At 65.4% G+C, this 23,790-nt stretch carries 20 protein-coding genes; 15 read left to right on the plus strand and 5 right to left on the minus strand.

Features of this window, described 5'->3' with window-relative positions; genetic code table 11:
- Positions 1 to 47 precede the first annotated feature (47 nt).
- Positions 48 to 2,561 carry a GcvT family protein gene (locus C441_RS05260; RefSeq protein ID WP_007274174.1) on the plus strand — a complete coding sequence of 838 codons (2,514 nt, stop codon included), beginning with the start codon at positions 48 to 50 and terminating at the stop codon, positions 2,559 to 2,561.
- 152 nt (positions 2,562 to 2,713) lie between these two features.
- Here the strand turns inward: C441_RS05260 and C441_RS05265 are convergent, their stop codons facing one another.
- Entirely contained in the window at positions 2,714 to 3,124 is a 411-nt protein-coding gene (locus C441_RS05265; RefSeq protein ID WP_004972237.1) for a hypothetical protein, read from the minus strand.
- The gene (locus C441_RS05270; protein WP_007274175.1) at positions 3,121 to 3,984 is read right to left on the minus strand and encodes a ParA family protein; all 864 of its coding nucleotides are present in this window, start codon (positions 3,982 to 3,984) and stop codon (positions 3,121 to 3,123) included. The genes C441_RS05265 and C441_RS05270 overlap by 4 nt, the downstream gene beginning before the upstream one ends.
- 262 nt (positions 3,985 to 4,246) lie before the next feature.
- On the opposite strand from C441_RS05270, the gene C441_RS05275 reads away from it, so the two are divergent.
- The 6 genes from C441_RS05275 to C441_RS05300 all read left to right on the plus strand — a co-directional run bounded on the left by C441_RS05275 (position 4,247) and on the right by C441_RS05300 (position 12,546).
- Complete coding sequence (locus C441_RS05275) at positions 4,247 to 5,617, plus strand: SLC13 family permease (protein WP_007274176.1); 1,371 nt, start codon at positions 4,247 to 4,249, stop codon at positions 5,615 to 5,617.
- 145 nt (positions 5,618 to 5,762) lie between these two features.
- Positions 5,763 to 6,416: a helix-turn-helix domain-containing protein gene (locus tag C441_RS05280; RefSeq protein WP_004972231.1), complete on the plus strand. Its 654-nt coding sequence runs from the start codon at positions 5,763 to 5,765 to the stop codon at positions 6,414 to 6,416.
- 183 nt (positions 6,417 to 6,599) lie between these two features.
- Complete coding sequence (locus C441_RS05285; RefSeq protein WP_007274177.1) at positions 6,600 to 8,468, plus strand: ABC transporter substrate-binding protein; 1,869 nt, start codon at positions 6,600 to 6,602, stop codon at positions 8,466 to 8,468.
- A 51-nt stretch (positions 8,469 to 8,519) separates the two neighbouring features.
- A complete protein-coding gene (locus tag C441_RS05290) occupies positions 8,520 to 9,515 on the plus strand; it encodes an ABC transporter permease (RefSeq protein ID WP_007274178.1) in 996 nt (331 codons plus the stop codon).
- Positions 9,512 to 10,432, plus strand: a complete 921-nt coding sequence (locus C441_RS05295; RefSeq protein ID WP_007274179.1) for an ABC transporter permease — start codon at positions 9,512 to 9,514, stop codon at positions 10,430 to 10,432. The genes C441_RS05290 and C441_RS05295 overlap by 4 nt, the downstream gene beginning before the upstream one ends.
- On the plus strand, positions 10,429 to 12,546 hold the full coding sequence (locus tag C441_RS05300; RefSeq protein WP_007274180.1) for a dipeptide ABC transporter ATP-binding protein: 2,118 nt from the start codon (positions 10,429 to 10,431) through the stop codon (positions 12,544 to 12,546). Before C441_RS05295 ends, C441_RS05300 begins: the two co-directional genes overlap by 4 nt.
- 383 nt (positions 12,547 to 12,929) lie before the next feature.
- On the opposite strand, the gene C441_RS05305 is transcribed toward C441_RS05300, so the two are convergent.
- Entirely contained in the window at positions 12,930 to 13,970 is a 1,041-nt protein-coding gene (locus C441_RS05305; RefSeq protein ID WP_007274181.1) for a zinc-dependent alcohol dehydrogenase, read from the minus strand.
- 98 nt (positions 13,971 to 14,068) lie between these two features.
- Here C441_RS05305 and C441_RS05310 point away from each other — a divergent pair, with 98 nt between their 5' ends.
- From C441_RS05310 to C441_RS05325, 4 genes are all read left to right on the plus strand, one after another.
- Positions 14,069 to 14,842: an SDR family NAD(P)-dependent oxidoreductase gene (locus C441_RS05310; RefSeq protein ID WP_007274182.1), complete on the plus strand. Its 774-nt coding sequence runs from the start codon at positions 14,069 to 14,071 to the stop codon at positions 14,840 to 14,842.
- A gap of 694 nt (positions 14,843 to 15,536) precedes the next feature.
- Positions 15,537 to 16,406, plus strand: coding sequence for a fumarylacetoacetate hydrolase family protein (locus tag C441_RS05315; RefSeq protein ID WP_049920456.1), 870 nt, complete (start codon positions 15,537 to 15,539; stop codon positions 16,404 to 16,406).
- Positions 16,403 to 17,521, plus strand: coding sequence for a D-xylose 1-dehydrogenase Gfo6 (gene gfo6 / locus C441_RS05320; RefSeq protein WP_007274184.1), 1,119 nt, complete (start codon positions 16,403 to 16,405; stop codon positions 17,519 to 17,521). Before C441_RS05315 ends, gfo6 begins: the two co-directional genes overlap by 4 nt.
- Positions 17,522 to 17,581: 60 nt before the next feature.
- The gene (locus C441_RS05325; protein ID WP_007274185.1) at positions 17,582 to 18,559 is read left to right on the plus strand and encodes a D-xylose 1-dehydrogenase; all 978 of its coding nucleotides are present in this window, start codon (positions 17,582 to 17,584) and stop codon (positions 18,557 to 18,559) included.
- A 25-nt stretch (positions 18,560 to 18,584) separates the two neighbouring features.
- Here C441_RS05325 and xacC read toward each other — a convergent pair whose 3' ends face one another.
- Both xacC and C441_RS05335 read right to left on the minus strand, forming a co-directional pair.
- Entirely contained in the window at positions 18,585 to 19,439 is an 855-nt protein-coding gene (gene xacC / locus C441_RS05330; RefSeq protein WP_007274186.1) for a pentonolactonase XacC, read from the minus strand.
- 73 nt (positions 19,440 to 19,512) lie between these two features.
- The gene (locus C441_RS05335) at positions 19,513 to 20,253 is read right to left on the minus strand and encodes an SDR family oxidoreductase (RefSeq protein WP_007274187.1); all 741 of its coding nucleotides are present in this window, start codon (positions 20,251 to 20,253) and stop codon (positions 19,513 to 19,515) included.
- A 121-nt stretch (positions 20,254 to 20,374) separates the two neighbouring features.
- Between C441_RS05335 and C441_RS05340 the strand changes: the two genes are divergently transcribed.
- From C441_RS05340 to xacH, 4 genes are read left to right on the plus strand one after another with little or no spacing between them, the layout of a single operon-like run.
- Positions 20,375 to 21,139, plus strand: a complete 765-nt coding sequence (locus C441_RS05340) for an NAD-dependent epimerase/dehydratase family protein (protein ID WP_007274188.1) — start codon at positions 20,375 to 20,377, stop codon at positions 21,137 to 21,139.
- A 44-nt stretch (positions 21,140 to 21,183) separates the two neighbouring features.
- Positions 21,184 to 21,435 carry a hypothetical protein gene (locus C441_RS19495; RefSeq protein WP_152420711.1) on the plus strand — a complete coding sequence of 84 codons (252 nt, stop codon included), beginning with the start codon at positions 21,184 to 21,186 and terminating at the stop codon, positions 21,433 to 21,435.
- A gap of 29 nt (positions 21,436 to 21,464) precedes the next feature.
- On the plus strand, positions 21,465 to 22,781 hold the full coding sequence (locus tag C441_RS05345) for an ABC transporter substrate-binding protein (RefSeq protein WP_004968475.1): 1,317 nt from the start codon (positions 21,465 to 21,467) through the stop codon (positions 22,779 to 22,781).
- Between the two features lie 54 nt (positions 22,782 to 22,835).
- Entirely contained in the window at positions 22,836 to 23,789 is a 954-nt protein-coding gene (gene xacH, locus C441_RS05350; protein ID WP_007274189.1) for a xylose/arabinose ABC transporter permease XacH, read from the plus strand.
- The last annotated feature ends 1 nt before the right edge of the window (position 23,790 follow it).

The raw sequence follows: 23,790 nt of genomic DNA on the forward strand, positions 1-23,790 counted from the left end.
TGGACCCGGAGAGATATCCGGGGGCCGCAGTCACTACTGTTTGGTACATGAACACATGGTCTACGTTTCCCGAACGCGCCGGAACGGTCGTCGTCGGGGCCGGCTGTGTCGGCTGTAGCGCGGCGTATCACCTCGCCGAGTCGGGCCGCGAAGACGTCGTCGTCCTCGACCGCGGACCGCTGTTCGAGACCGGGGGGTCGACGTCTCACGCTCCCGGACTCGTGTTCCAGACGGCCGGGAACAAGCTGATGACGGAGATGGCGTCGTACACGCGCGACCTCTACGACGGGTTCGGCGACTTCCGGACGTGCGGCGGCATCGAAGTCGCCTACTCCGAAGCGCGCTGGGACTTCCTCAAGCGCAAGCGCGAGTGGGGACAGTCCTACGGCATCGACGAGGGCGAACTCCTCACGCCCGAGGAGGTCGAAGCGCGCGTCCCGCAGATAAACTCCGACGTCATCTACGGCGGGTACTACGTCCCGTCGGACGGGAAGGCTGACGCCGTCAGCGCCGCCGAGTCGATGGCGGAGGAGGCGCGCGAGGCCGGCGTCGAGTTCTACGGCCACACCGAGGTCACGGACATCGACATCTCTGGCGGCAGTATCGACGCCGTCGACACCGAACACGGCCGCATCGAGGCCGACGAGGTGCTCGTCGCCACGAACATCTGGGGGCCGCTGTTCGGCGAGATGGTCGGCACGGACATCCCGCTCGTTCCCTGCGCGCACCAGTATCTCGTCTCCGACGAACTGGACGAACTCGACGGCGCAGAGCGCGAAATCGAACAGCCGCTCCTCCGGCATCAGGACCACTCGCTGTACTACCGCCAGCACGGCGAGCGCTACGGTATCGGCTCGTACAACCACGAGTCGCTTCTCGTCGACCCGGCGGATATCTACGGTCCCGACAAGCTCGACGACCTCGGACTCGAATACCCGTCGCTCCGCGAGTTCACGGAAGAGCACTTCTACGAGAACACCCACCCGGACCACGACCGGTCGGCGTTCGACGCCGCGAGCGAACTCGTCCCCAGCTTCGAGGACTGCGAGTGGACTTCCGCCATCAACGGCATGTTCTCGTTCACGCCCGACGGCATGCCCATCCTCGGGCCGGACGAGGACACCGAGGGACTCTGGTGGGCGCTCGCCATTTGGGTCACGCAGTCCGGCGGCGCGGGCGACATCGTCGCCAGCTGGATGGAAGACGGGACGCCGCGGCTCGACGGCTCCCGCGTCGATGCCTCCGGCGCGCACGTCTCCCGGTTCCAATCGCACACGGGCAGTCGAGAGTACACCTACGGGCGCGGCGCACAGCAGTACCGCGAGGTGTACCAGCTCATCCACCCGCGCGAACAGCCGGACGGACAGCGGGCCCTCCGCCGGAGCCCGTTTTACGACCGGCAGGCCGACCTCGGCGCGGAGTTCTACGACAGCGACGGCTGGGAGGTCCCACAGTGGTACGAGTCCAACGAGACGCTCCTCGAAACGTACGACGTTCCCGACCGGCCGGACTGGCTCTCGCAGAACTGGTCGAAGGTCCACGGCGCGGAGCACCAGCACCTCCGCGAGAAGGTCGGCATGGTCGATATGACGACGTTCACCCCCATCGAAGTGACGGGACCGGGTGCGTTGGAGTTCCTGCAGGGTCTCCTGACGAACGACGTGGACGTCACGCCGGGCCGGATGCGCTACTCCGCGATGCTCAACGAAGACGGCGGCGTGCTCGCCGACCTGACGGTCGCTCGCCTCGGAGACGAACGGTTCGTGCTGTTCACCGGGGGCGGAAGCTCGGCGACGCTCCACTCGCGGTGGGTCACAGAGCACGCGCCCGACGACGGCTCCGTCGACGTGACCGCGCACGTCTCCAGTCGGACCGGCATCGGCGTCTTCGGACCCGACTCACGGAAGGTGCTTTCGGACCTCGTCGAGGCCGACCTCTCGAACGACGAGTTCCCGTTCTACTCCGCACAGGAGACCTACCTCGGAAGCATCCCCGTGACGATGCTCCGACTCTCGTACGCTGGCGAACTCGGCTGGGAAATCTACGCTCCGACCGAGTACGGGAGCCAGCTCTGGGACGCGATTCGGGAGGCCGGCGAGGAGTACGACATCGCGCCCGTCGGCTGGGCCGCGCTCGACTCGACGAGCATGGAGAAGGGCTTCCGCCTCTGGGGAACGGACCTCACGCCCGAATACAACCCGTACGAGGCCGGCATCGGCTTCGCGGTCGACCTCGACACCGACTTCGTCGGGAAGGAAGCGCTCGTGGAAGCCAAAGCCGACGACAGCCCGAGCGACCGAATCGTCCCGATAACCCTCGACGAGGAGGGCACCGTCGTCGACGCGGGCCATCCGGTGTTCGCCGACGGCGACGTCGTCGGTTACTGCTGTCGGGCGGATTACGGCTACACTATCGACGCCGGCATCGCGTACGCCTACCTCCCCGAACAGTACGCCAGCGCGGGACAGGAAGTCGAAATCCGGTACGAAGGTGACGCCTACCCCGCAACGGTCCGGTCAGGGCCGCTCTTCGACCCCGGCCGCGACAAGCTAATCCGGTGAGGGACGATTGCCGGTGCGTCACCGCCTCCGGTCTCCCACATCCCGCTTCCTACCCACTCGGTAGGGCCGTCTCCGTTGCTGACTTCACTCGCTGTCCGTCTCGCGAAATCCCGTCCGGCTCTACGGAGTTCAGCAGAGTCGGATTATCCGAATTATTCAGAGTTCTCGTCGTCGACGCCGCGCTGTTCGAGGACGCGCTCGACGATTTCTTCGGGGTGTTCGGTGGCCACGTCGAGCGCGGCGTTGTGGAGTTCGCTCTTCGTGACGCCCTTGAGCCCGTGGTCGCGGGTCAGTTCGCGCTCCACGTCGTAGGTGATGATGTCGTCGAACTCGTCGGCGACCGATTCGAGCACGTAGAGCGCCTTGTGAACGGTCTCGTCGAACTCGAACGCGGGGCGCTCTCGGGGGTCGATTTCGTCGAGCGGTTCCGGTTCTGGCTCCGGTTCGGATTCGGCCGCGTCGGTGGCGTCAGCGCCCTCGGGCTCCGGTTCGGATTCGGGTTCCGACGCGGACTCCCCGCCTCCCATCGCGGCGTCGAGGTCGCCGAAGGGGTCTTCGCTCATCGGGCCACCTCGCCCTCTTCGACGATTTGCGCGAGTTCGTCGTAGCACGCCAACTGGTCGCAGGTGCTGTCGTAGTCCCGCAGGGGCATGTGCTCGCGAATCGACGCGTCGATGGCCGAGCGGTGCCGAATCCCCGGCTTCGGCAGGTCGCCGTCCCACTCGCCGTCGTCGATGGCCTCGAACACCTCCGGGTCGGTGTACGCGAAGTTCGGGAGCTTCGAGGCGATGTTCGGCTTCGAGACGAGCGCCTCCACGAGCCGTCTCGTCGGGCGGTCGTGGTCGATTCGGTCCCGGAGGTCGGTCGGTACGACGGCGAGGATTTCGAGGTCGAAGTGCTCCCGCGCGGGCGTGATAAGCCGCTTGACCGTCTTTTCGAGCCCCGAGAGCGCGCCCGACTCGGGGCGCATCGGCAAGACGAGGTTCTGCGTGGCGTACAGCGCGTTGTCGTTGAGTTTCCCGCGCGCCGCGGGGCAGTCCACGACGACGTAGTCGTAGTCGTCGCCGAGAAGCGGGTCGATGACGCGCTGTTTGAGCCGCGCCGACCCCATCATCACGCCGCCGAGGTCCGACTCGACCTGTTCGATGCGGTCGTTCGACGGGAGGAGGTCGATTTCGAACCCGGTCTCCAGAATGAGCTCCCGCGGCTCCAACTCGGCGTCGTCGAGGAGCACGTCGCCGAGGTGCGCTTCCGAGTAGAACTCCTCGCCGAACCCGAGGCCCGTCGTGGTGTGGCCGTTCGGGTCGAGGTCCACGAGCAGGACGTCGCTTCCCCGGTGTGCGAGTTCGCGGGCGAGGTTGATGGAGGTCGTCGACTTGCCGATACCGCCTTTGAGGAGACAGACGCTGACTGCACGTGACATGATGGGGATATCCGTGCTAGCGAGATTCTCGCCGTAGTTGAAATAATTATGGTTACCTCCGCTCTTTGGGAAACTCAAATAATCCAAGTAATTCTAATAGTTTCTATTCGGGTCGTGTCAACTCGATTCGCGCTCTCTCCTTCGACTGGCGGCCCGAATTGTCGCCGGCAGTAGCTATTTGGGGCCGTTGTGTGCAGGTAAATTCGTGACAGATTGGTTGCCCGACCGAGGGCTACGCGCCCCCGAACTCTCGCCGCAGACGGTGACGCTCGCGGTCGCCGCCGCCTTGCTCCTCGCGGTCGTCGGCCTCCACCCCGTCTCCGTTCTTCCGGTCCGGTCGCAGTACGCGCTTTCGGTTTTCGTCGTCGCGCTCCTGCTCTGGCTGACGAAGCCGGTTCCGTACGCGATTTCGAGTCTGGCCTGCGTCTCGCTGTTGTACGCCCTCGGCGTCGTGGACTCCTTCGAGGCCGCGGTCAGTGGCTTCACCTCCTCGCTCGTGTACTTCCTCCTCGTGTTGTTACTCCTCGGCAACGCGGTCCGGTCGGTGGGGTTGGACACCCGGTTAGCGAACCGACTGCTGTCCCCGGACAGCACGCCTCTCGGGACGTTTCGCTCCATCGCGCGGAACGTCCTCGTGCTGGCGCTGTTCATGCCGTCGGCGATGGCCCGTGCGGTCGCGTTCATCCCCATCGTCGAGGAGGTGACGGCGGAGTTCGACCTCCCGTCGGGAAGCGGGTTCGAGCGCGCGACGTATCTCCTCTTGGGCCACATCAACCCCATCGCGTCGATGGCGCTCATGACCGGCGGCGGGATGGCGCTCGTCACCTCGGGCATCCTCGCGACGAGCGTTCGACCGCTCTCGTGGGTCGAGTGGGCGGTCTTGATGATTCCGCCGACAGTGGTTCTCTACGCGCTCGCCGCCGCGGCCGCCGGTCTCCTCAACGCCGTCGACGCCGACTCGACTGTCGACCCCGGCGAGCCGGGGATTGCGGACGCGCCCCCCGACGGCGAGTTGACCCGCGAACAGGGACTCGTCGCGGCGGTGATGGCCGGTACCGTCCTCGCGTGGGTCGTCGGGTCGTTCGTCGGACTCCCCGAGATTCTCCCGGCGGTCGTCGCGGTCACCGTCCTCGCGCTTCCGGGAGTCGACGTTATCGACGCCGACGACGTCAAGGGACTCAGTTGGGGCGTCCTCTTTCTCATCGGCGCGACGCTGTCGATTCTAGACGCGTTGGAGGCGACTCGGACCATCACGCTCGTCGTCGACCTCCTCGCGCGGTTCGTCCCGTTTGCGGCGTTCAGCCACTGGCAACTCGTCGGACTGCTCCTCGGGTTCGCGGTCGTCGTTCGCGTGCTGTTTTCGACCGGGTCGGCCGCCATCGTGGTGATTCTCCCCATCGTGCTGCGATTCGCGGAGACGTTCGGCGTGACGCAACTCTATCTCGGACTCGCGGTCCTGCTCGTGGTGGGGTCGACCACGATTCTCCCGTTCAACACGACCGCCGTCCTCGTCTCGCTAGACCGCGGACCGCTGACGAACCGGGACGTGACGCTGTTCGGGTTCGTGACGATGGGCCTGTCTTTCGTCGTCGTGACCCTCTCGTGGCTCTTCTACTGGCCGCTCGTCGCCTGAAACGTTGACGAGGGCGTCGCGAACTCGGGCCGGTGTCATCGCCCGTTGCGGTAACCACCGGTCTATTTGTAGGTGAACGGTATCTGCCCGGTACGGGTGAGTTCGCATCTTACGTGTTGAGTTTACGACGGCTCCGACCGGCGTCATGTCGAAGATAGATCGCCGCCTGCGAGACGCCCGGAGCATCGAGTTGGACAACGCGTTTTACGTCGAGGACGGGACGTGGATCGAGTCGCTCACCATCGCCTCGAACGGCCCCTTCGACGTGGAGTCCCTCCTCGCCGACATCTCGGGCGTGACCGTCTTCTACGACGAGGAGATTCCGACCGCCTCGACCGACGTGCAGATACGTCGAGTGACGATTCTCGCCAACGAGTCGTACCCGTTCATCCTCGGACTGGTTCTCAGACAGGAGACGATTCCGAACCGCATCGTCCTCCAAGACGGCGTCTTCGAGGTCGTCGCCACCGCCCAGGACTGGGACCACTTCAGGGAACTCGCCGACGAGATTCAGGAGACGCTCGGGGAGTTCGAACTCCGCTCCGTCACGCAGGACGAAGCCCCGGGTGAACCGCTCGACAGCGGCCGATTAAAGGAGGTGTTAATCTCCAAGCTGACCGACGACCAACTCGCGGTTCTGGAGACGGCATTCAACCACGGCTACTTCCACATTCCGCGGGAGACCTCTGAGACCGAACTCGCCGAGGAACTGGGTATCGCGCAGTCCACGCTGAGCGAACGACTCCGGACCGCGGAGCGAAATCTGCTCGAACTCATCTACGGTCCGCGACAGGAGTAGCTCACTGCTTGTTGGAGAATATTGCCGCATCCCGCCGACCGAGTATATAAAGAACGATAGATATCGGGCCGTATCGGGAACAGCACCATGGAAGATACTCCATAACAGGCTGTCGCAATGTCGGAGAAAAATCGTGATAGTTCGGGTGTCGAACGTGGAACTGGCCTTACGCGACGCGACTACGTGGCGGCGACGGCGACCGCCCTCGGCGTGACCGGACTCGCGGGGTGTTCCGGTGGCGGCGGCAACGGGAGCGGCGGGAGCGACGGCGGGTCGAGTCTCACCCCCGAGGTCCCGTCCGGAACCCCGGAGACGGTCGAGACGAAGTACTGGCGCGAGTGGGAGACCATCGACGCCGACGAACCGCCGCTCGACTACAGCGCGACCGCCGGCGCGGTGTTGGACCCCGTCCCGGTCGAATTTTCGAGCGAGGACGACCCGTGGATGCGGGAACACGCGCTCATGGTCCAGCGCGGGCTTGACGCCCTCGGCGTCGGGACGCAACTCAACGACCGACCGCTGAACCAACTGTACGCCCAGAGTTGGGACACGAAGGGGCTCGAAGCAATCATCTCGATGAGCACCCACGGTCCGGACCCGCAACGCGGGCTGGACCCGAACCCGCTTTTGATGCGGCGGAGCGAGACGAGTCTCTCGAACTACGACAACTACTACCACCCCGACCTGCAGGAGGTGCTGACGGAACAGAGTCAGACGACCGACCGCACCGAGCGCGAGGAGCTCGTCGCCGAGGCCCAGCGCATCTTCAGCGAGGACGTGGGCGCGCTCATCACGCTGTTCCCCGATATCATCACCGCGGTCAACACGGAGCGCTGGAGCGGCTACGTCCAGACGCCGGGCAACGGGCCGACGAAGGACTCGTTCGTCTGGTCGGAGGTGAACCTGCAACCCCAGACCGACGACCGGACCTACATCAAGGGCGTGACCACCTCTATGAACTCGCTGAACCTCCCGTGGGCCGCCGGCGGCGCGGAGGCGAAGCGGCTGACGTTCATCTACGACGGCCTCTTCGACGCCACGCCGGACCTCGAAGTCGTCCCCGCGCTGGCGACCGGCGGCGGGTTCGTCGACGACACCACCGTCGAACTCACTCTTCGCGAGGGCGTCGAGTGGCACGACGGCGAGCCGTTCACCGCGGAGGACGTGAAGTTCACCGTCGAACTGTACAAGGAACACTCCTCGACCAGTCAGACGCCGTTCTACGAGCCGGTCGAGTCGGTCGAGGTGCTCGGCGACCACGAGGTTCGGTTCAATCTGAAGGGCCCCGACGCGGCGTTCATGACCCAGCGCGTCGTTCGCAGCGTCATCATCCCCAAGCACAAGTGGGAGGACGTGGAGAACCCGTCCCAGCACAACCCCGAGTCGCCCGTTGGCACGGGGCCGTTCACGTACGAGAACTGGGAGCAGGGAACCCGCTTCGAGGTCTCGAAAAACGAGGGCCACTGGATGTTCGACGACGACTGGCGGGCAGACGTGCTCGGCGACCAGGCCACGACCGGCGAGGGCGTCGACCGCGTCATCTGGATAAACGTCGGCAACATCGACTCCATGATCGGCTCGCTGCAGGGCGGCGAAATCGACGCCATCGGCACGACGCTCTCGAACTCGCAGGCCGACCGCGCCGCGAGCACCGCCGGCGTCGAAAAGATGACCTCGGGCAACTTCGCGCCGCTCGACACGAAGCTGATGTTCTCCTGTCCGCTCGTCCGCGACAAGGAGTTCCGCGTCGCCCTCGCCAAGTCGGTCGACACCGAGGGCTTCGCCGCCGACGTGCTGCAGGACCGCGCGACCGTTCCGAGCGGGGAGAACCCGATTTCGGACCTCACGCCGTGGCACACGTCGGACACGACTCACTACGAGTTCGACATCGACGGGGCGAAATCGCTCCTCGAACAGGCCGGCTACACGCGGGACGGCGACGGCAACCTCCGGTTCCCCAACGGGGACGCGTGGGCCGCCTTCGTCGAGCGCATCCAGCCCGGGAACATGCACAAGCGCCGCGACGAACTCGGACAGGCGGACTTCTCGTGAGGTGACACGCATGTCGAACACTATCCACTCGTGGCGTTGGGGGGTCCGGCCATGAGCGAGTTCCAGCGGTTTCTCGCAAAGCGGCTCGCCATCTCCATCGTGCTCACCCTCGTGGCCGTCTCGGTCATCTTCGTCGTCCTGCGGCTGCTTCCGGGGAGTCCGTTCGAATCTCTCGTCACCGCGGGCAACCTGAGCCAGCAGCAAATCACCGAGATTCGAGCGATGTACGGCCTCGACCAGCCGATGTGGCGGCAGTACCTCAGCTACCTCCAGAGCATCCTGCTGTTCCAGTTCGGCTACTCCATCCTGCGGAGCCAGCCCGTCTGGGGGGTACTGGCCCCGCGGCTCGTCAACACGCTCATCCTGCTCGTCCCCGCGTTAGTGACGACGGCGGTCCTGAGTTCCCTCCTCGGGATGTACGTCGGCTGGAACCGCGGAAGCAAACTGGAGAAGCTCAGCATCATCACCACGACCTTCCTCCGGTCGACGCCGGTGTTCATCACGGGCATCCTGTTCGTCATCGTCTTCGCGTACAACCTCGAACTGGTGCCCGCCTTCGGGATGCGCTCTATCAGCGCCTCGCCGGAGGGCTACGTCGAGACGTTCGCCTCGCTCGACTTCCTGCACCACTACGTCCTGCCGTTTACCGTGTCGGTGCTGTACTACAGCGGCGACTTCCTGCTTTTGGCGCGCAACGGCGTCGTCGAAAAGCGGGGCTCTGAGTTCCTCAAGCTCCACCGCGCCAAGGGGCTCTCCGAGATGCAACAGCTCGCGCGGGCGGGTCGGAACTCCATGCTTCCGATTCTGACCTACTTCGCGCTCCGTCTCGGGATGATATTCCAGGGGCTCATCCTGCTCGAAGTCGTCTTCGGCTGGCCCGGCATCGGCCGCGAACTCGTGCTCGCCATCCAACAGCAGGACTACCCGCTGGTGCAGGCGGCCGTGTTCATCATGGCGCTCGCGGTCATCGTGGCGAACCTCGTCGCCGACGTGCTGTACGCCTACTTCGACCCGACCGTCTCGACCAGCGGAGGTGGTGCCGCGTGAGCACCGAGACGAAGCCCGAAGCCGAACTGAAAAAGCGCGTCGAGGGGATCGCGGAGACGCTCCGCGACCAGTTCACGTTCCTGCGCCGCGACCGCCTCGCGTTCGCCGGCGTCCTCATCGTCGCCGCGTTCGTCTTCCTCGGTCTCCTCGGCCCCGCGCTCGCCCCGCACGACCCCATCGAGCACACCGTCCGCGACGACGCCGGCTCGATGCTGCGGCTGTCCGAACCGACCGGCGCGGCTCCGTTCGGGACGACCGCCTACGGCAAAGACGTACTGAGCCAGTTCCTCGCCGGCGCGCAACCGACGTTCATCGTCGGACTGTTCGGCGGCATCGGGACCGGTGCGCTCGGCTTTCTCGTGGGACTCGTCAGCGGGTACTACGGCGGCTGGGTCGACGAGGTTCTCATGCGTATCACGGACCTCACGTTCTCCCTGCCGTTCACGCCGATGGCGCTGTTACTCCTGACGTTCGTGACGCCGAGCGTCTGGCTCATGACGGGCATCATCGTCGCGTTCCTCTGGAAGATGCCCGCGCGCGTCGTCCGTTCCGAAGTCCTCTCCGTCAGGGAGCGCACCTTCGTGAAGTCGGCGCGCGCCAGCGGCGCGAGCGACCTGCGGACGATGCTCTACCACGTCGCGCCGAACGTGCTCCCCATCGGCTTTCTCTACACGGCCTACGGCATCGCGTGGGCCATCGCCGCGCAGGCCAGCCTGGCGTTCCTCGGGTTCGGCGACCCGACCGTCACGAGTTGGGGCCGGATGCTCCGACAGGTGTTCGAATCGGGCAACATGCGCGTCGCTTGGTGGTGGGTGCTCCCGCCCGCGCTCGGCATCGCGGCCATCACCACCTCGGTGTTCCTCATCGGCCGCGCCTACGAAGAAGTCATCAACCCGGAGATTCAGACCGAACAATGAGCCTCCTCGATATCACAGACCTCACGGTCACGTACTCGACCGACAGCGGAACCGTCCACGCCGTCAACGACGTGTCGTTCAGCATCGACGAGGGCGTCAACTACGGCCTCGCCGGCGAGTCCGGCTCGGGGAAATCGACGCTGGCCGAGGCCGTTCTCGGTCTCCTTCCGGGCAACGGCTCCGTCGAATCCGGTAGCATCGAATTCAACGGCCGCGACCTGACGGCCCTCAGCGAGCGCGAGCGCCGCGACGTGCTCTGGGAGGACATCGCGTACATCCCCCAGAGCGCGATGGACTCGCTCGACCCGGTGATGTCCACCGGCGCGCAGATTCGGCAGGCGATTCAGACCCACCGGAACGTCACCGACGACAAGGCGCGTTCGCGGGTCCGAGAGCTGTTCGAAATCGTCGGGCTCGACCCCGACCGCATCGACGACTACCCCCACGAGTTTTCCGGGGGGATGCGCCAGCGCGTGACCATCGCCATGGCGCTCGCGCTCGAACCCGACCTCATCATCGCCGACGAGCCGACCACGGGGCTCGACGTCATCGTTCAGGACAAGATTATCGACAAGATTCTGGAGATACAGGACCGGATGGACAGCTCGTTGCTTCTCATCACTCACGAAATCGGCGTCATCGCCGAGACGTGCGACGAGCTTTCGATACTCTACGGCGGGAAAGCCATGGAACAGGGGAGCGTCGACAACGTCCTCGTGAACCCCACGAACCCGTACACGATGGGGTTGAAGAACTCCTTCCCGGAGATAGAGGAGGGCGACCAGGACCCCGTCTCGATTCCGGGGTCGCCGCCGAACCTGAGCGAGGCACCCGGCGCGTGCGTCTTCAAGGACCGGTGTCCCTTCGCGACCGAGGAGTGCGAGGCGTCCCATCCGGACCTCGTCGACCTGCCGAACCGAAACCACCGCTCGGCGTGCCACCACGTCACCAAAGCCGCCCAGATGCGGCGCGACGCCACCGACCCGGAGACGTGGGGCATCCCCGACAGCCACGACGAATCGGACCGCGGCGAGGTGCTCCTCGAAACCGACGGTCTCGAGAAGTACTACGAGCAGAGCCAGCCGCTCTTGGAGCAACTCAGGGGGAACGACCCGAACTACGTCCGCGCCGTCGACGGCGTCTCCCTGCGCGTCCGGCGGTCCGAAATCCTCGGCATCGCCGGCGAGTCCGGCTGTGGAAAGTCGACGCTCGGCGAGACCATCGCACTCCTGAAACAGCCGACCGGCGGCGAGTTCGTCTTCGACGGCGAGCCCTACGAGCACTACGCGGACGGGAACATGCGCGAGTTCCGCCGGAAGGTTCAGATAATATTCCAGGACCCCTTCGACTCGCTCAACCCGAGACAGACGGTTCGGCAGTTGGTCGGCGAACCGCTCACCATCCACGACTACCGGACCGACGAGCGCGAACGGGCCGTCGTCGAGACGCTGGAGAAAGTCGGGCTCACGCCCGCGCGGAAGTTCCTCGACCAGTACCCGCACCAGCTCTCGGGGGGCCAACGCCAGCGCGTCGCGGTGGCGAAGGCGCTCGTCCTCGATCCCGACTTCCTCATCTGCGACGAGCCGGCGTCGATGCTCGACGTGTCGCTGAAGGTGAACCTGCTGAACCTCCTGCGAGAGCTCGCGGACACCGAGGACATCGGCATCGTCTACATCTCTCACGACCTCGCCAGTCTGGTGCAGGTGTCGGACCGTCTCGCGATTATGTACCTCGGGCGGGTCATCGAGGAGGGGGACGTCGAGTCCATCGCGGCCGAGCCGAAACACCCGTACACCACCTCGCTCCTCGCGGCCGCCCCCGAGAAGGACCCGACGGTCGACCGCGACCGCGTCCTGCTCGACGGCGAGCCACCGAACCCGGTGAATCTCCCGTCCGGGTGCGTCTTCGCCCCCCGGTGCCCGAAAGCCGAAGACGAGTGCCGGGAGAGCGAACCCGGACTCGACACCGTCCGTGACGGCGAACACCGCGCCGCTTGCTACTTCCCGGACGGCGAAACTCCCGGCGCGGACGGCCTCGCCGACGACCGCTCGGACTCTACGTACGGAGACTCCGAGTTCTCGTCGCCGGCCAGCGGCGATTCGGCCAGCGACTGACGCCGCCCTTCGACTCTCCTCGCTTCGTCTCTTCGGCGACCTCTCGGTAGCGCCGCGTCCCGATTCGGATTCGAGGTTCGACCCGACGCATTAGTATTGTCTAAAATAGGAACTTCTGCTGAGTAAAATTCCCGAACAGTTTTGAATTATTGGGTTAATATCCTATATAAACTCTTATTATGAGCTTTCAAACCCGGACAACTGTCATTTATTCGTAGAATATGAGGAATATATGCTTTCTACTCTCTAAGAATGAATTTAAATGCGTATTCTGTGACGTAGACGTTGTTTACTGGTTGAATCGACGTCTTTTCCTGTCCACAGTATTGCTTCAAATTTGATTTACTACTGCCGGGTTGAACTGCTCTCGTCCGAAACTCCCCTTACGCCAACTCCGAGATATCGAACACCGGCTTGCACGTCCCGCCCTCGATGAACGTCTCGAAGGCCTCGTCGGCCTCGAACAGCGAAAACCGGGTGTCGACGAACGTCTCGCAGTCCACGTCGCCGTCGCGAATCAGCCGGAACGAGCGCTCGAAGTCCTCGTACATCGAGGCGTACGAGCACTGCAGGTCGATTTCGGCCCGGACGAGCGGGGAGTAGGGCATCGAGGTCTCGCCGGTCTGACCGACGAGGACGATTTGGCCGCCCTTGCGGACCTCGTCGACGGCCGTCGTGAGCCCCGAGGGGTGGCCGGTCGTGTCGAACACCACGTCGTAGCCGACGCCGCCGGTGTGGCGCTCGCGGCGCGCCTCGGTGTCGTCGTCGGCGACGTTGACGGTCTCGAAGCCGAGTTCCTCCGCGAGCGGGAGCCGATAGTCGGCGTCCTGTCCCACGCCGGAGACGACGACGGTGCCGCCCTGCGCGGCCGCGATTTGGGCCGTGAGCAGACCGATGGGGCCGGGTCCTTCGACCAGCACGCGGTCGCCCGCGCCGACCCGGGAGTTCTCGATGACGGCGCGCGCGGCGATGCTCGTCGGCTCCGCGACCGCGGCGTGCCGCTGTTCCACGTCGTCCGGAATCGGATGGAGGGCGCGTTCCGGGACGGCGATGAACCGCTCGTAAGCGCCGTCGTGGTCGACGCCGGTGATGACCGCGTCCTGACAGACGTTCTCCTCGCCGATGCGACACTGATAGCACTCGCCGCAGCCCCGAATCGGCCGTTCGACCACGCGGTCGCCGACGCCGAACTCGGTCACGCCGTCGCCGACTTCGACCACCCGACCGGCGTACTCGTGGCCGATGACCGTCGGGAGTTCCATCCGCTCGAAGGCGGATTCGAACTCGTAGATTCCCGCGTCGCTCCCGCAGAGACCGGCGTAGTCGACCTCCACCAGCACCTCTCCCGCGCCCGGCTCCGGTTTCGGTCGCTCGACGAACTCCATAGCGCCGGAGCTACGCTCCACTTTGGCAAGTCCTCGCATGACAGCACATGTGAGACGTGCCCGTAAAAACGTACTGCATGCGGCACTTCCATCGCGCGTTCCGCAACTATCATGTCGGTACCGTGTGGACTCCAACCATGGTCGCATACGAGCACACGCCAGTCTCCGTCAGTGACAAGCGCGTCGTCGTCGTCGGCGGGACGAGCGGTATCGGACAGGCAATCGCCCTCGGATTCGCCAGCGAGGGCGCGGACGTCCTCGCAACCAGCCGACGCGAGTCGGCGGTCGACGAGACGGCCGACGAAATCGAGGAACTGGGAGCGAACGCGGTTCGGGTGACCTGCGACGTGACCGACCCGGCCTCGCTCGAACGCGTCCGCGAGCGCGCCGTCGAGGAGTTCGGCGGCATCGACGTGGTCGTCGCCTCGCAGGGTGCGATTTCCCGCGAGTCGGTCCTCGGCATCGACGACGACGCGTGGAACCACGTCACCGACATCGCGCTCGGGGGCGTCCGGCGCGTGACGCAGGAGTTGGCACCGGCCGTCGCCGACGGCGGGTCGATTATCAACATCTCCTCTCTGGCCGCGCGGCTCTCGATGGCGAACCTCCCCGCCTACTCGGCGGCGAAGGGCGGCGTCGAGGCGTTCACCCGCGCGTCCGCGAAGGAACTCGCGCCCGAGATACGCGTCAACGCCATCGCTCCGGGCTTCGTCATCACGCCACAGAACGCCGACACCTACGCCGAGGGGACCGAAAAGCGCGAGCGAATCGACGAGAGAACGCCGCTCGGCCGGGTCGCGGAGCGAGAGGAAATCGTCGGCGCGGCGGTCTTCCTCGCGAGCGACGCCGCCTCGTTCGTGACGGGCGAGGTCGTCACCGTCGACGGAGGGTTCGCGGACAGCGCGTTCTAACCCGGCACCACCGAGCGACGATTCTGTAATAGGGAACGAAACTCCGGGACCGAACTCTCGACCACCTGTCTCCGTTCTTCGTCCCGAGAACTCGGCAGTCTCGCCTCTATCCCTCGGTGTCGGGCGTTCTAAATTACAAGCGTACGCGTGTAATACAGCGTCGAATCGCCACGAATCGAGCGAGCCGTCGCCGTGCTCGTCCTTCGATATCTGTCCGACTCCGTTCTGTAATAGGAAACATAATCGGTTGATAAACGTCTGAACTCGGCTGTTCCCGAACGTCGCCGGAGGCGCGTCAAAGCTGTCGAACTGCTTCTACTTGGCGGGTCGATATCGACGAACTCGGGCGTCCGTTCTCGTTGAAATACGCTGAAGCGACCGCATCTCCCTCGCTCGTTCGATTCGACTCGCCGACTCGGAGTGTTCTGTTACTCAGAATGTCTATGTCGCCCTCCAGCACGGTGGTTCCGTGTTACGTCGGCGGCACCGTCCACGCCCCGTCCGTGCCGCGCTTGCGGTCCGGCACCGCCGTCTCGCGACCATCGGGGTTCGTCGCCGGTCGACGGCTGACTTCCCCCGCTCGGCGGTTTGAGGCCGGCCCCGCCGCAGTCTCGCGGTTTTGTGTCTCACCCCGCGGCACCTCGTTCGGGTCGGGACGTACTTTTATAACAATCGATGGTAATGAGAATACTGAATGCATTACCACCAGCTTGAGGTGTCGGGAGAGCGCCGCCTCACGGTGAGGCACGACTCCACGACCTACGACCTGACGAGCGCCGACGCGGACCTTCGGACCTTCGGCGATTTGGCCCGGGTGGCCAGTATCGCCCGGACCTCCGTCGACCGACTCGCCTCCGAACTCACCGAAGACGCCGACGTGGTCGACGACGCCCTCGTCGACCAGCACGCGACCGTCCCCGTCGACGCCGAGGAGGTCTGGGCCGCCGGCGTCACCTACCAAATCAGCGAGCAGGCCCGCGAAGAGGAGAGTTCGATGCCGGACATGTATTTCGACGTCTACGACGCCGACCGGCCGGAAATCTTCTTCAAGGCCACGCCGTCTCGGACCGTCGAACCGGGCGACGCCATCGGCGTCAGAGACGATTCCGAGTGGGACGTGCCCGAACCCGAACTCGGTATCGTTCTCCGTCGCGGCGAAATCGTCGGCTACACCGTCGGCAACGACGTGAGCAGTCGGTCGATAGAGGGCGAAAACCCGCTGTACCTCCCGCAGGCGAAAGTGTACGACCGCTGTTGTTCTATCGGCCCGTGCGTGGTCACGCCCGAAGACGTCGATGACCCCCACGAGTTAGAGATGAGCATGACCATCGAACGCGACGGCGAGGTCGTCTACGACGACGCCACGAACACCAGCGAGATGGTTCGCAGTTGTGACGAACTCGTGTCGTACTTCACGCGCCATAACACAGTGCCCGAACTGGCAGTCATCCTCACGGGCACCTCGCTCGTGCCTGACCACCCCTTCGACCTTCAAGAGGGCGACCGCGTCGATATCACCATCGAGGGAATCGGCACCCTCTCGAACTCCGTCACCACCGTATGAGTTCCACACCCACCGACGTCGTCGAAGACTTCACGCGCCGCGACTGGCAGGGCGAGGACGTGGCGGGCACCGTCAGGGTCGCCATGATCGGCCTCGGCTGGTGGACCCGCGACGAGGCGATTCCCGCCGTCGAGGCGTCCGAGTTCTGCGAGACCACGGTCGTCGTCAGCAGTTCGAAGGAGAAAGCCGAGGGCGCGACGGCGTTGGCCGACTCGATAACCCACGGGCTCACCTACGACGAGTTCCACGAGGGGGTCGCCGCCGACGCCTACGACGCGGTGTACGTCGTCACGCCGAACGGGTTACACCTCCCGTACGTCGAGACCGCCGCCGAGTTGGGGAAGGCGGTTCTCTGCGAGAAACCGCTCGAAGCGTCGGTCGAGCGGGCCGAGAAGCTCGTCGCCGCCTGCGACCGCGCCGACGTGCCCCTGATGGTCGCCTATCGGATGCAGACCGAGCCGGCCGTCCGACGCGCCCGCGAACTCGTCGAAGCCGGCGTCATCGGCGACCCGGTGTTCGTCCACGGCCACATGTCCCAGCGCCTGCTCGACGAGGTCGTCCCCGACCCCGACCAGTGGCGGCTCGACCCCGAACTCTCCGGCGGCGCGACCGTCATGGACATCGGACTCTACCCGCTGAACACCGCGCGGTTCGTCCTCGACGCCGACCCCGTCCGCGTCAGGGCGACCGCCCGCGTCGACGACGAGGCGTTCGAGGCCGTCGGCGACGAGCACGTCAGTTTCGGCGTCGATTTCGACGACGGCACGCTCGCGGTCTGCACCGCCAGCCAGTCGGCCTACCAGTCGAGCCACCTCCGGGTGACCGGCACCGAGGGGGAACTCGAAATCGAGCCCGCATTCTACAACCGCCAGAAACGCGGCTTCCGGCTGTCGTGGGGAGACCAGTCCGCCGACTACGACTTCGAGCAGGTGAACCAGATGACAGAGGAGTTCGACTACTTCGCGTCCCGGCTCCTGACGGGGACCGACCCCGCGCCCGACGGCCAGCACGCGCTCGTGGACATGCGCGCGATGGACGCGATTTACGCCGCGGCGGAGCGCGGCACCGACGTCGCTGTTGACGTCGACGCCGACGCCGATGCCGACGGGACGTAGGAACCGATTCGGCGCACCGTCGCCCGCAGTTTTATCTGCCGGGTCGCCGCAGTTCCCCGCATGCAGTTCGGCATCCTCAGTACGGCAGGCATCGGCGTCAAATCGGTCATCCCCGCGGTGCAGGCGAGCGAGCACACGGCGGCCGCCATCGCGTCCCGCGACGAGGCGCGGGCGAGCGCGGTCGCCGACGAGCTCGGCATCCCCACCGCCTACGGCAGTTACGAGGCGCTTCTGGCCGACGACTCCCTCGACGCGGTGTACGTCCCGCTCCCCAACGGCCTCCACGCCGACTGGGTCCGGGCGGCCGCCGACCGCGGTCTCCACGTGCTCTGCGAGAAGCCGCTGACCGCCAGCGCCGACGAGACCGCCGCCCTCTTCGACTACTGCGAGGACGCTGGCGTCACGCTGATGGAGGCGTTCATGTACCGGTTCCACCCGCGGACCGAGCGGGCCGCGGAGCTCGTCGCGTCGGAGCTCGGCGAGGTCGTCTCGGTCACGTCGAACTTCTCGTTCCGTCTGCCCGACGGGGCCGAGGACATCCGCATCGACCCCGACCTCGCCGGCGGGAGCGTCATGGACGTGGGCTGTTACGCCGTCAGCGCGGCGCGGCTCTTCCTCGGGACGCCCGACCGGGTGTACGCGACCACGACCGACACGCGCGACTGCGGCGTCGACACGCGGATGTCGGGCGTCTTGGAGTACGACGACGGCGCGACCGCCCGCGTCGAGTCGTCGTTCGACACGCCCGAGACCCAGTACTACCGCGTCCAGACCACCGACGGCTGGCTGGAGGCGACGCCCGCGTTCAACGTCGGGTCGACGGCCTCGGCCGAACTCACCTACGCCACCGACGGCCGCGTCGTCACGGAGACGTTCGACCCGACCGACAGCTACCGCCGCGAGGTCGAGGCGTTCGCCCGCGCCGTCGAGACCGGCGAGACGCCGCGCGTCGACCGCGAGGAATCCGTGGAAGTCATGCGGACTATCGACGCGATTTACGAGAGCGCCGACACCGGGCGCGCGGTCGAGTTGAACTGACCGCTCGGTCGCTGTCCGTTTCGACTCACCCCAGCCGAACGTCCGAGCGGAACTCGGGCCGCCCGGTCGCCGCCACGTCGAGGCGGAACAGCGCGCCCGCATCGTCGTCTGCTCCGCCGTCCCCGTCGCCGCCGGCGGTCGTCACGTAGAGCGAATCGAGGTCGGGCCCGCCGAAGGCGACGCTCGTCACCTTCTCCGTCGGCACCTCGAACCGGTCGAGTTCGGTTCCGTCGGCGTCGTACTTGACCACGCGGCCCCCCTCCCAGCGGGCCGACCAGATGTGACCCGCCGAATCGACCGTCATCCCGTCCGGCAGTCCAGGCGTCTCCGGCGATTCGACGAACCGCTCGCGGTCCGAGACGGCTCCCGTCTCCTCGTCGTAGTCGTACCGATAGATGGTGTGCGCCTCGGTCTCCGTGAAGTAGAACCGCTCGCGGTCGCGGGTGAACCCCATCCCGTTCGGGATTCCGACGCCGGTCTCGACCGTCGTCACCGTCCCGTCCGTGTCGAGGCGGAACAGCCGCCCGCCCGCGGACTCGGCGGGCATCGTCCCGCAGAACACCCGCCCGGCGGGGTCGGCGATGACGTCGTTGAACCGGGTCGGCGAGTCGACGATTCGCGTGACTTCCCCGAGTTCGCCGTCGACGACGCGCCCGACGCGGCCGCGGTCCATAAACGCCAGGAGCGACCCGTCGCGCTGAATCGTCACCCCGGCGATGACCGACGTTTCGACCGGACAGTCGTGCGCCCCCGTCTCGGGGTCGTAGCGATGGAGTCGCCCGGATTCGATGTCTACCCAGTACAGCCGCTTTTCGTCGGGGTGCCAGACCGGCCCCTCGCCGAGTCGGCACGACGTGTGGACCACTCTCGTGACGGTCATGGGCGTCCGTTCGGAACCGACCGCAAAATACGCTTCCCTCGATTGTTGGGAGTACCGTCGCGCCCGCGGCCGCTCAGAAGTGCGAGAGCTTGTCGCGCCGGTAGAGGTCGAGCGACAGCACCGTGTTCGGCGACCGCTGGCGGACCGCGTAGGCGATGGCGTCGGCGACCTCTATCGCCTCCGTCACTTCGCCCTCCTCGAACGACTCTTCGAGCGTCTCGCCGCTCTCGGAGCCGAACTCGGTCCGAACCTCGGTCGGGTTGACGCAGGTCACGCCGACGTTCTCCTCGCCGATGGACCCCTGCAGGCTCGACGCGAACCCGCGGACCCACCACTTCGTCGCGGCGTACACCGGGTTGTGCGGTCGCGGGTGGTTCCCGGACATGCTCCCGAGGAAGACGAGGTTCCCCTCGGACTCCACGAGATGTGGAATCGACTCTCTGGCCGTGTAGAACATCCCGTCGACGTTGACGCCCGTCATCAGACGGTACTCCTCGTCGGTCAACTCCGCGACCGACTTGTCGATGCCGAGGCCGGCGTTGCAGACGACGATGTCGAGCGAGCCGAACCGCTCGACGGTCGCGTCGACGAGCGCCCGGACCGCGTCGGGGTCGGTCACGTCCGTCGGCACGACGCTCACGGCGGCGTCCGTTGCCTCGCGAATCTCGTCCGCGAGCGATTCCAGTTGTTCGACTCTGCGGGCGGCGAGACAGACGTCCGCGCCGTCCTCGGCGAGCACGCGCGCCGTCGCCGCGCCGATTCCCGAACTCGCACCCGTGACGAGCGCCGTCCGTCCGTCGAGTGGGTCTTCCATGGCGGTTGGTCGGTCGACCATACGCCGTGATTGTGACCCTGTTTCATACGTGTTTTCCCCGTGGCAATCCGGCGGCGGGAGCTTGGAACACGTTTATTAGACTCCCGTCGATTGTCATCGTATGGCACGCATTGCGGTCACCGGAGCGGCTGGCAACGTCGGGAGAGTCACGGTCGAAGCGCTGGCTTCGGACCACGACGTGACGCCCATCACGCACCGCGAGCGCGAGGGGCTCGACAGCGTCATCCTCGACGTGCGCGACGAAGACGCGCTGACGGAGGCGTTCGAGGGCCACGACATCGTCGTCCATCTCGCGGCCAACCCGAACCCCGACGCGGCGTGGGACAGCGTCTACGAGGTCAACATCGGCGGCACGTACAACGTCTACGAGGCGGCGCTGGGGGCCGATATCGACCGACTCGTCTTCGCCAGCACGAACCACGTCCACCAGATGTACAACATCGCGGACGCGACCCGGCCGGAGACGCTGGCCGCCGACGCCGAGGCGGTTCGGGTGTCTGACCCGCCGCGCCCCGACTCGTACTACGGTGTGAGCAAGGTGTTCGGCGAGGCGCTGGGCAACTACTACGCGGACCGACACGGGTTGGAAGTGCTCAATCTCCGCATCGGGTGGCTCCTGACGGTCGACGAACTCCGCGAGAAGGTGGACGAAGAGGAGTCCGTCGCGCGCTACGTCCGCGCGATGTGGCTTAGTCCCCGCGACTGCGAGCAGGGGATGCGGCGGGCCGTCGAGGCTCCGCTTCCCGACTCACCGCTCGCTGTCAACCTCGTCTCGGCGAACGACGACCGGTATCTCTCGCTCACAGAGACGATGCGAACCATCGACTATCGCCCGCGAGACAACTCGGCGACCGCCGTGGAGTGAGCGACAGGGGCGTCGGCTGAGCGACCGCGGGGTGACGTCCGTCGATGCCGACGTACTGCGACTGCGAGACGGACGGTGTCGCGGGCGGCGACGAGCGACTCCGAACGGTGTCTAGTTCGTCTCTCGAAAGCGTAGTCAGATTCTCGCTCGGTGGACTCCGGGGCGAAACCATCGCAAAGCGCGTTGACGAGACCCCCGCCGCTTTTATATCACCATCTGTCATTCACAACCTATATATGTGGGTGGCTAACATAGATACTGCATGGTCGAGCATGATAGTAGCGATGAAAGTGTGAACCGTCGAAAGTATCTGAAGGCCCTGACCGTGGGTGCGGCCGCTGGCATCGCGGGGTGTACCGGCGGTGGCGGAGCCGAGACGGAGGGCACCGAGAGCGGAAGCGGGGACAGTTCTGGCAGTTCCGGCGACGACACCGAGACCGGCGGAAGCAGTTCGGGCAGTACGTGGGACTCGCAACTCGAAGTGCTTCACGGCTGGGCCGGCGGCGACGGCGAGGCGGCGGTCACCGCGCTCATCGAGGCGTTCGAGGAGGAGTATCCAGAGATGGATACGAACTTCCAAGCGGTCGGCGCGAGCGCGAACGTGAACCTCAACGCGACGATTCTCCGACGACTGGCGAACAACAACCCGATGAGTTCGTTCGCCAACTGGCCGGGGAAGAACCTCGAACGGTACTCGGGCGCGCTGATGGACCTCGAAGCCGACGTGTGGGACGCCGAAGGATTCAAAGACACCATGCAGTCCCGCGCGGTCGAACTGTGTAAGTTCAACGACAAGATGCCGGCGGTCCCGATCGGCTCCCACCGGATGAACAACCTGTTTTACAACACCGCCGTGTTCGAGGAGGCCGGCATCGACGCGTCGAGCCTCGACAGCGTCGACGCGCTCCTCGACGCGCTCGAAGCCATCGACCAGAACACGGACGTGACGCCGATGGCGCAGGCGATGGTCGCGCCGTGGACGAACCTCCAACTCTGGGCGCAGATTCTGACGAGCCAGAGCGGCGTCGAGGCGTACACGAACTTCATCGAGGGCAACCCCGACAGGGCGGCCGTCGTCGAGGCGCTCGAAGCGCTGAAGACCATCAACGAGAACTACATCACCGCCGACGCCTCGTCCATCAGCTTCACGACGGCGGGGCAGAAGGTCATCTCGGGCAACGCGGCGACCATCCATCAGGGGAACTGGGTGTACGGGATGTTCCGCGCCGACGACAGCTTCAACTACAAAGAGCAGTGGGACTGGATACCGTTCCCGGGCACGGAAGGCATCTACTTCTACCACGTGGACTCCATCGTCGCGCCGAGCAACAACCCAAGCCGCGAGGAGACTATCGCGTGGCAGAAGTTCGTCGGCACGAAGAAGGCCCAAATCGCCTTCAACAATCCCAAGGGGTCGGTCCCGCTTCGTACGGACATCGATCCGAGCGAACTGACCGACTTCCTCGCGATGACCTACGAGGACCTCACCGACTCGGAGGCGTACCCGCCGACCATCGCCCACGGTCTCGCCGTCACGCCCAAGACGATGGGCGCGTGTAAGACCGCCTTCGGCGATAACTTCATGGGGCCGTTCAAGGTCGAAGCCACCGCCGACGCGCTCGTCGAAGCGGTCTCCGAGTAACGCTTCGGTCGAAACTACACCTTTATCATACACAAATAAAATATAGGTATATCGATGGCTACACACGATAACACGGAGCAGGTCGCCGACACGACCGACGAGGCGGTCGGGTGGGAGTCGAAGCTCCGGTATTTCCTCAACAGCGACTTCGTTCGCTCCGCGCCGTACTGGGGAATCCCGTTCGTCCTCATGAGCATCGCCGTCTACGGTGGCATCGGCTACAACTTCGCCATCTCGTTTACGGACTACGAGGGCCTCGGGACCCCCGATTACTCCACGCTCGACTTGGAGATGTACACACAGGCGCTGTCGAGCGACGCGTTCATCTCCGCCGCGCAGAACAATCTGGTTCTCCTCGTCGGCTTCACGACTATCTGTCTGGTACTCGGCCTGTTCCTCGCGGTCCTGTTGGACCACGGCATCAGGTTTTCCGAGAAGTTCCAGACGGTCTATCTCCTTCCGATGAGCCTCTCGTTCGTCGTCACCGCGCAACTGTGGCTCTGGATGTTCAACGTCGAAAGCGGCATCCTCAACCTCGTCGTGACGACCCTCGGGTTCAATCCCGTGGACTGGCTGGGGAACCCATCAATCGCGCTCGGCGCGGTGATATTCGCCCTCATCTGGCAGTTCAGCGGGTACACGATGGTCGTCTACCTCGCGGGGCTCCAGTCGATTCCCGACGACCAGTTCGAGGCGGCCCGCGTCGACGGCGCGAGCATCACTCGGACCTACCTCCGCATCATCGTCCCGCAACTGAAGGAAGCGTCCGTCAGCGCGGCCGTCGTGCTGATGGTGTTCGCGCTGAAGGCCTTCACCTTCCTGTACGCTCTCGTCGGCCGCTACCGCCCGCCGAACGGGACGGACATCCTGGCGACGCTCATGGTGCGCCGCGCGTTCAAGTTCGGTGAGTGGGCCTACTCGGCCGCCATCGCGACCATGCTCCTCATCATGGCGCTCGGCGTCATCGGACCGTACCTCTACTACCAGTACAAACAGGGGAGTCTCTGAC

Source organism: Haloferax sulfurifontis ATCC BAA-897, assembly GCF_000337835.1.
GTDB classification, from domain to species: domain Archaea; phylum Halobacteriota; class Halobacteria; order Halobacteriales; family Haloferacaceae; genus Haloferax; species Haloferax denitrificans.

Bases quoted from the DNA above. Each gene is read 5' to 3' on its own strand.
- C441_RS05300 (WP_007274180.1), top strand. From the start codon at position 10,429: ATGAGCCTCCTCGATATCACAGACCTCACGGTCACGTACTCGACCGAC.
- C441_RS05305 (WP_007274181.1), bottom strand. From the start codon at position 13,970: ATGCGAGGACTTGCCAAAGTGGAGCGTAGCTCCGGCGCTATGGAGTTC.
- C441_RS05335 (WP_007274187.1), bottom strand. From the start codon at position 20,253: ATGGAAGACCCACTCGACGGACGGACGGCGCTCGTCACGGGTGCGAGT.
- C441_RS05290 (WP_007274178.1), top strand. From the start codon at position 8,520: ATGAGCGAGTTCCAGCGGTTTCTCGCAAAGCGGCTCGCCATCTCCATC.
- C441_RS05310 (WP_007274182.1), top strand. From the start codon at position 14,069: ATGGTCGCATACGAGCACACGCCAGTCTCCGTCAGTGACAAGCGCGTC.
- xacH (WP_007274189.1), top strand. From the start codon at position 22,836: ATGGCTACACACGATAACACGGAGCAGGTCGCCGACACGACCGACGAG.
- xacC (WP_007274186.1), bottom strand. From the start codon at position 19,439: ATGACCGTCACGAGAGTGGTCCACACGTCGTGCCGACTCGGCGAGGGG.
- C441_RS05315 (WP_049920456.1), top strand. From the start codon at position 15,537: ATGCATTACCACCAGCTTGAGGTGTCGGGAGAGCGCCGCCTCACGGTG.
- gfo6 (WP_007274184.1), top strand. From the start codon at position 16,403: ATGAGTTCCACACCCACCGACGTCGTCGAAGACTTCACGCGCCGCGAC.
- C441_RS05265 (WP_004972237.1), bottom strand. From the start codon at position 3,124: ATGAGCGAAGACCCCTTCGGCGACCTCGACGCCGCGATGGGAGGCGGG.
- C441_RS05270 (WP_007274175.1), bottom strand. From the start codon at position 3,984: ATGTCACGTGCAGTCAGCGTCTGTCTCCTCAAAGGCGGTATCGGCAAG.
- C441_RS05325 (WP_007274185.1), top strand. From the start codon at position 17,582: ATGCAGTTCGGCATCCTCAGTACGGCAGGCATCGGCGTCAAATCGGTC.
- C441_RS05260 (WP_007274174.1), top strand. From the start codon at position 48: ATGAACACATGGTCTACGTTTCCCGAACGCGCCGGAACGGTCGTCGTC.
- C441_RS19495 (WP_152420711.1), top strand. From the start codon at position 21,184: ATGCCGACGTACTGCGACTGCGAGACGGACGGTGTCGCGGGCGGCGAC.
- C441_RS05340 (WP_007274188.1), top strand. From the start codon at position 20,375: ATGGCACGCATTGCGGTCACCGGAGCGGCTGGCAACGTCGGGAGAGTC.
- C441_RS05280 (WP_004972231.1), top strand. From the start codon at position 5,763: ATGTCGAAGATAGATCGCCGCCTGCGAGACGCCCGGAGCATCGAGTTG.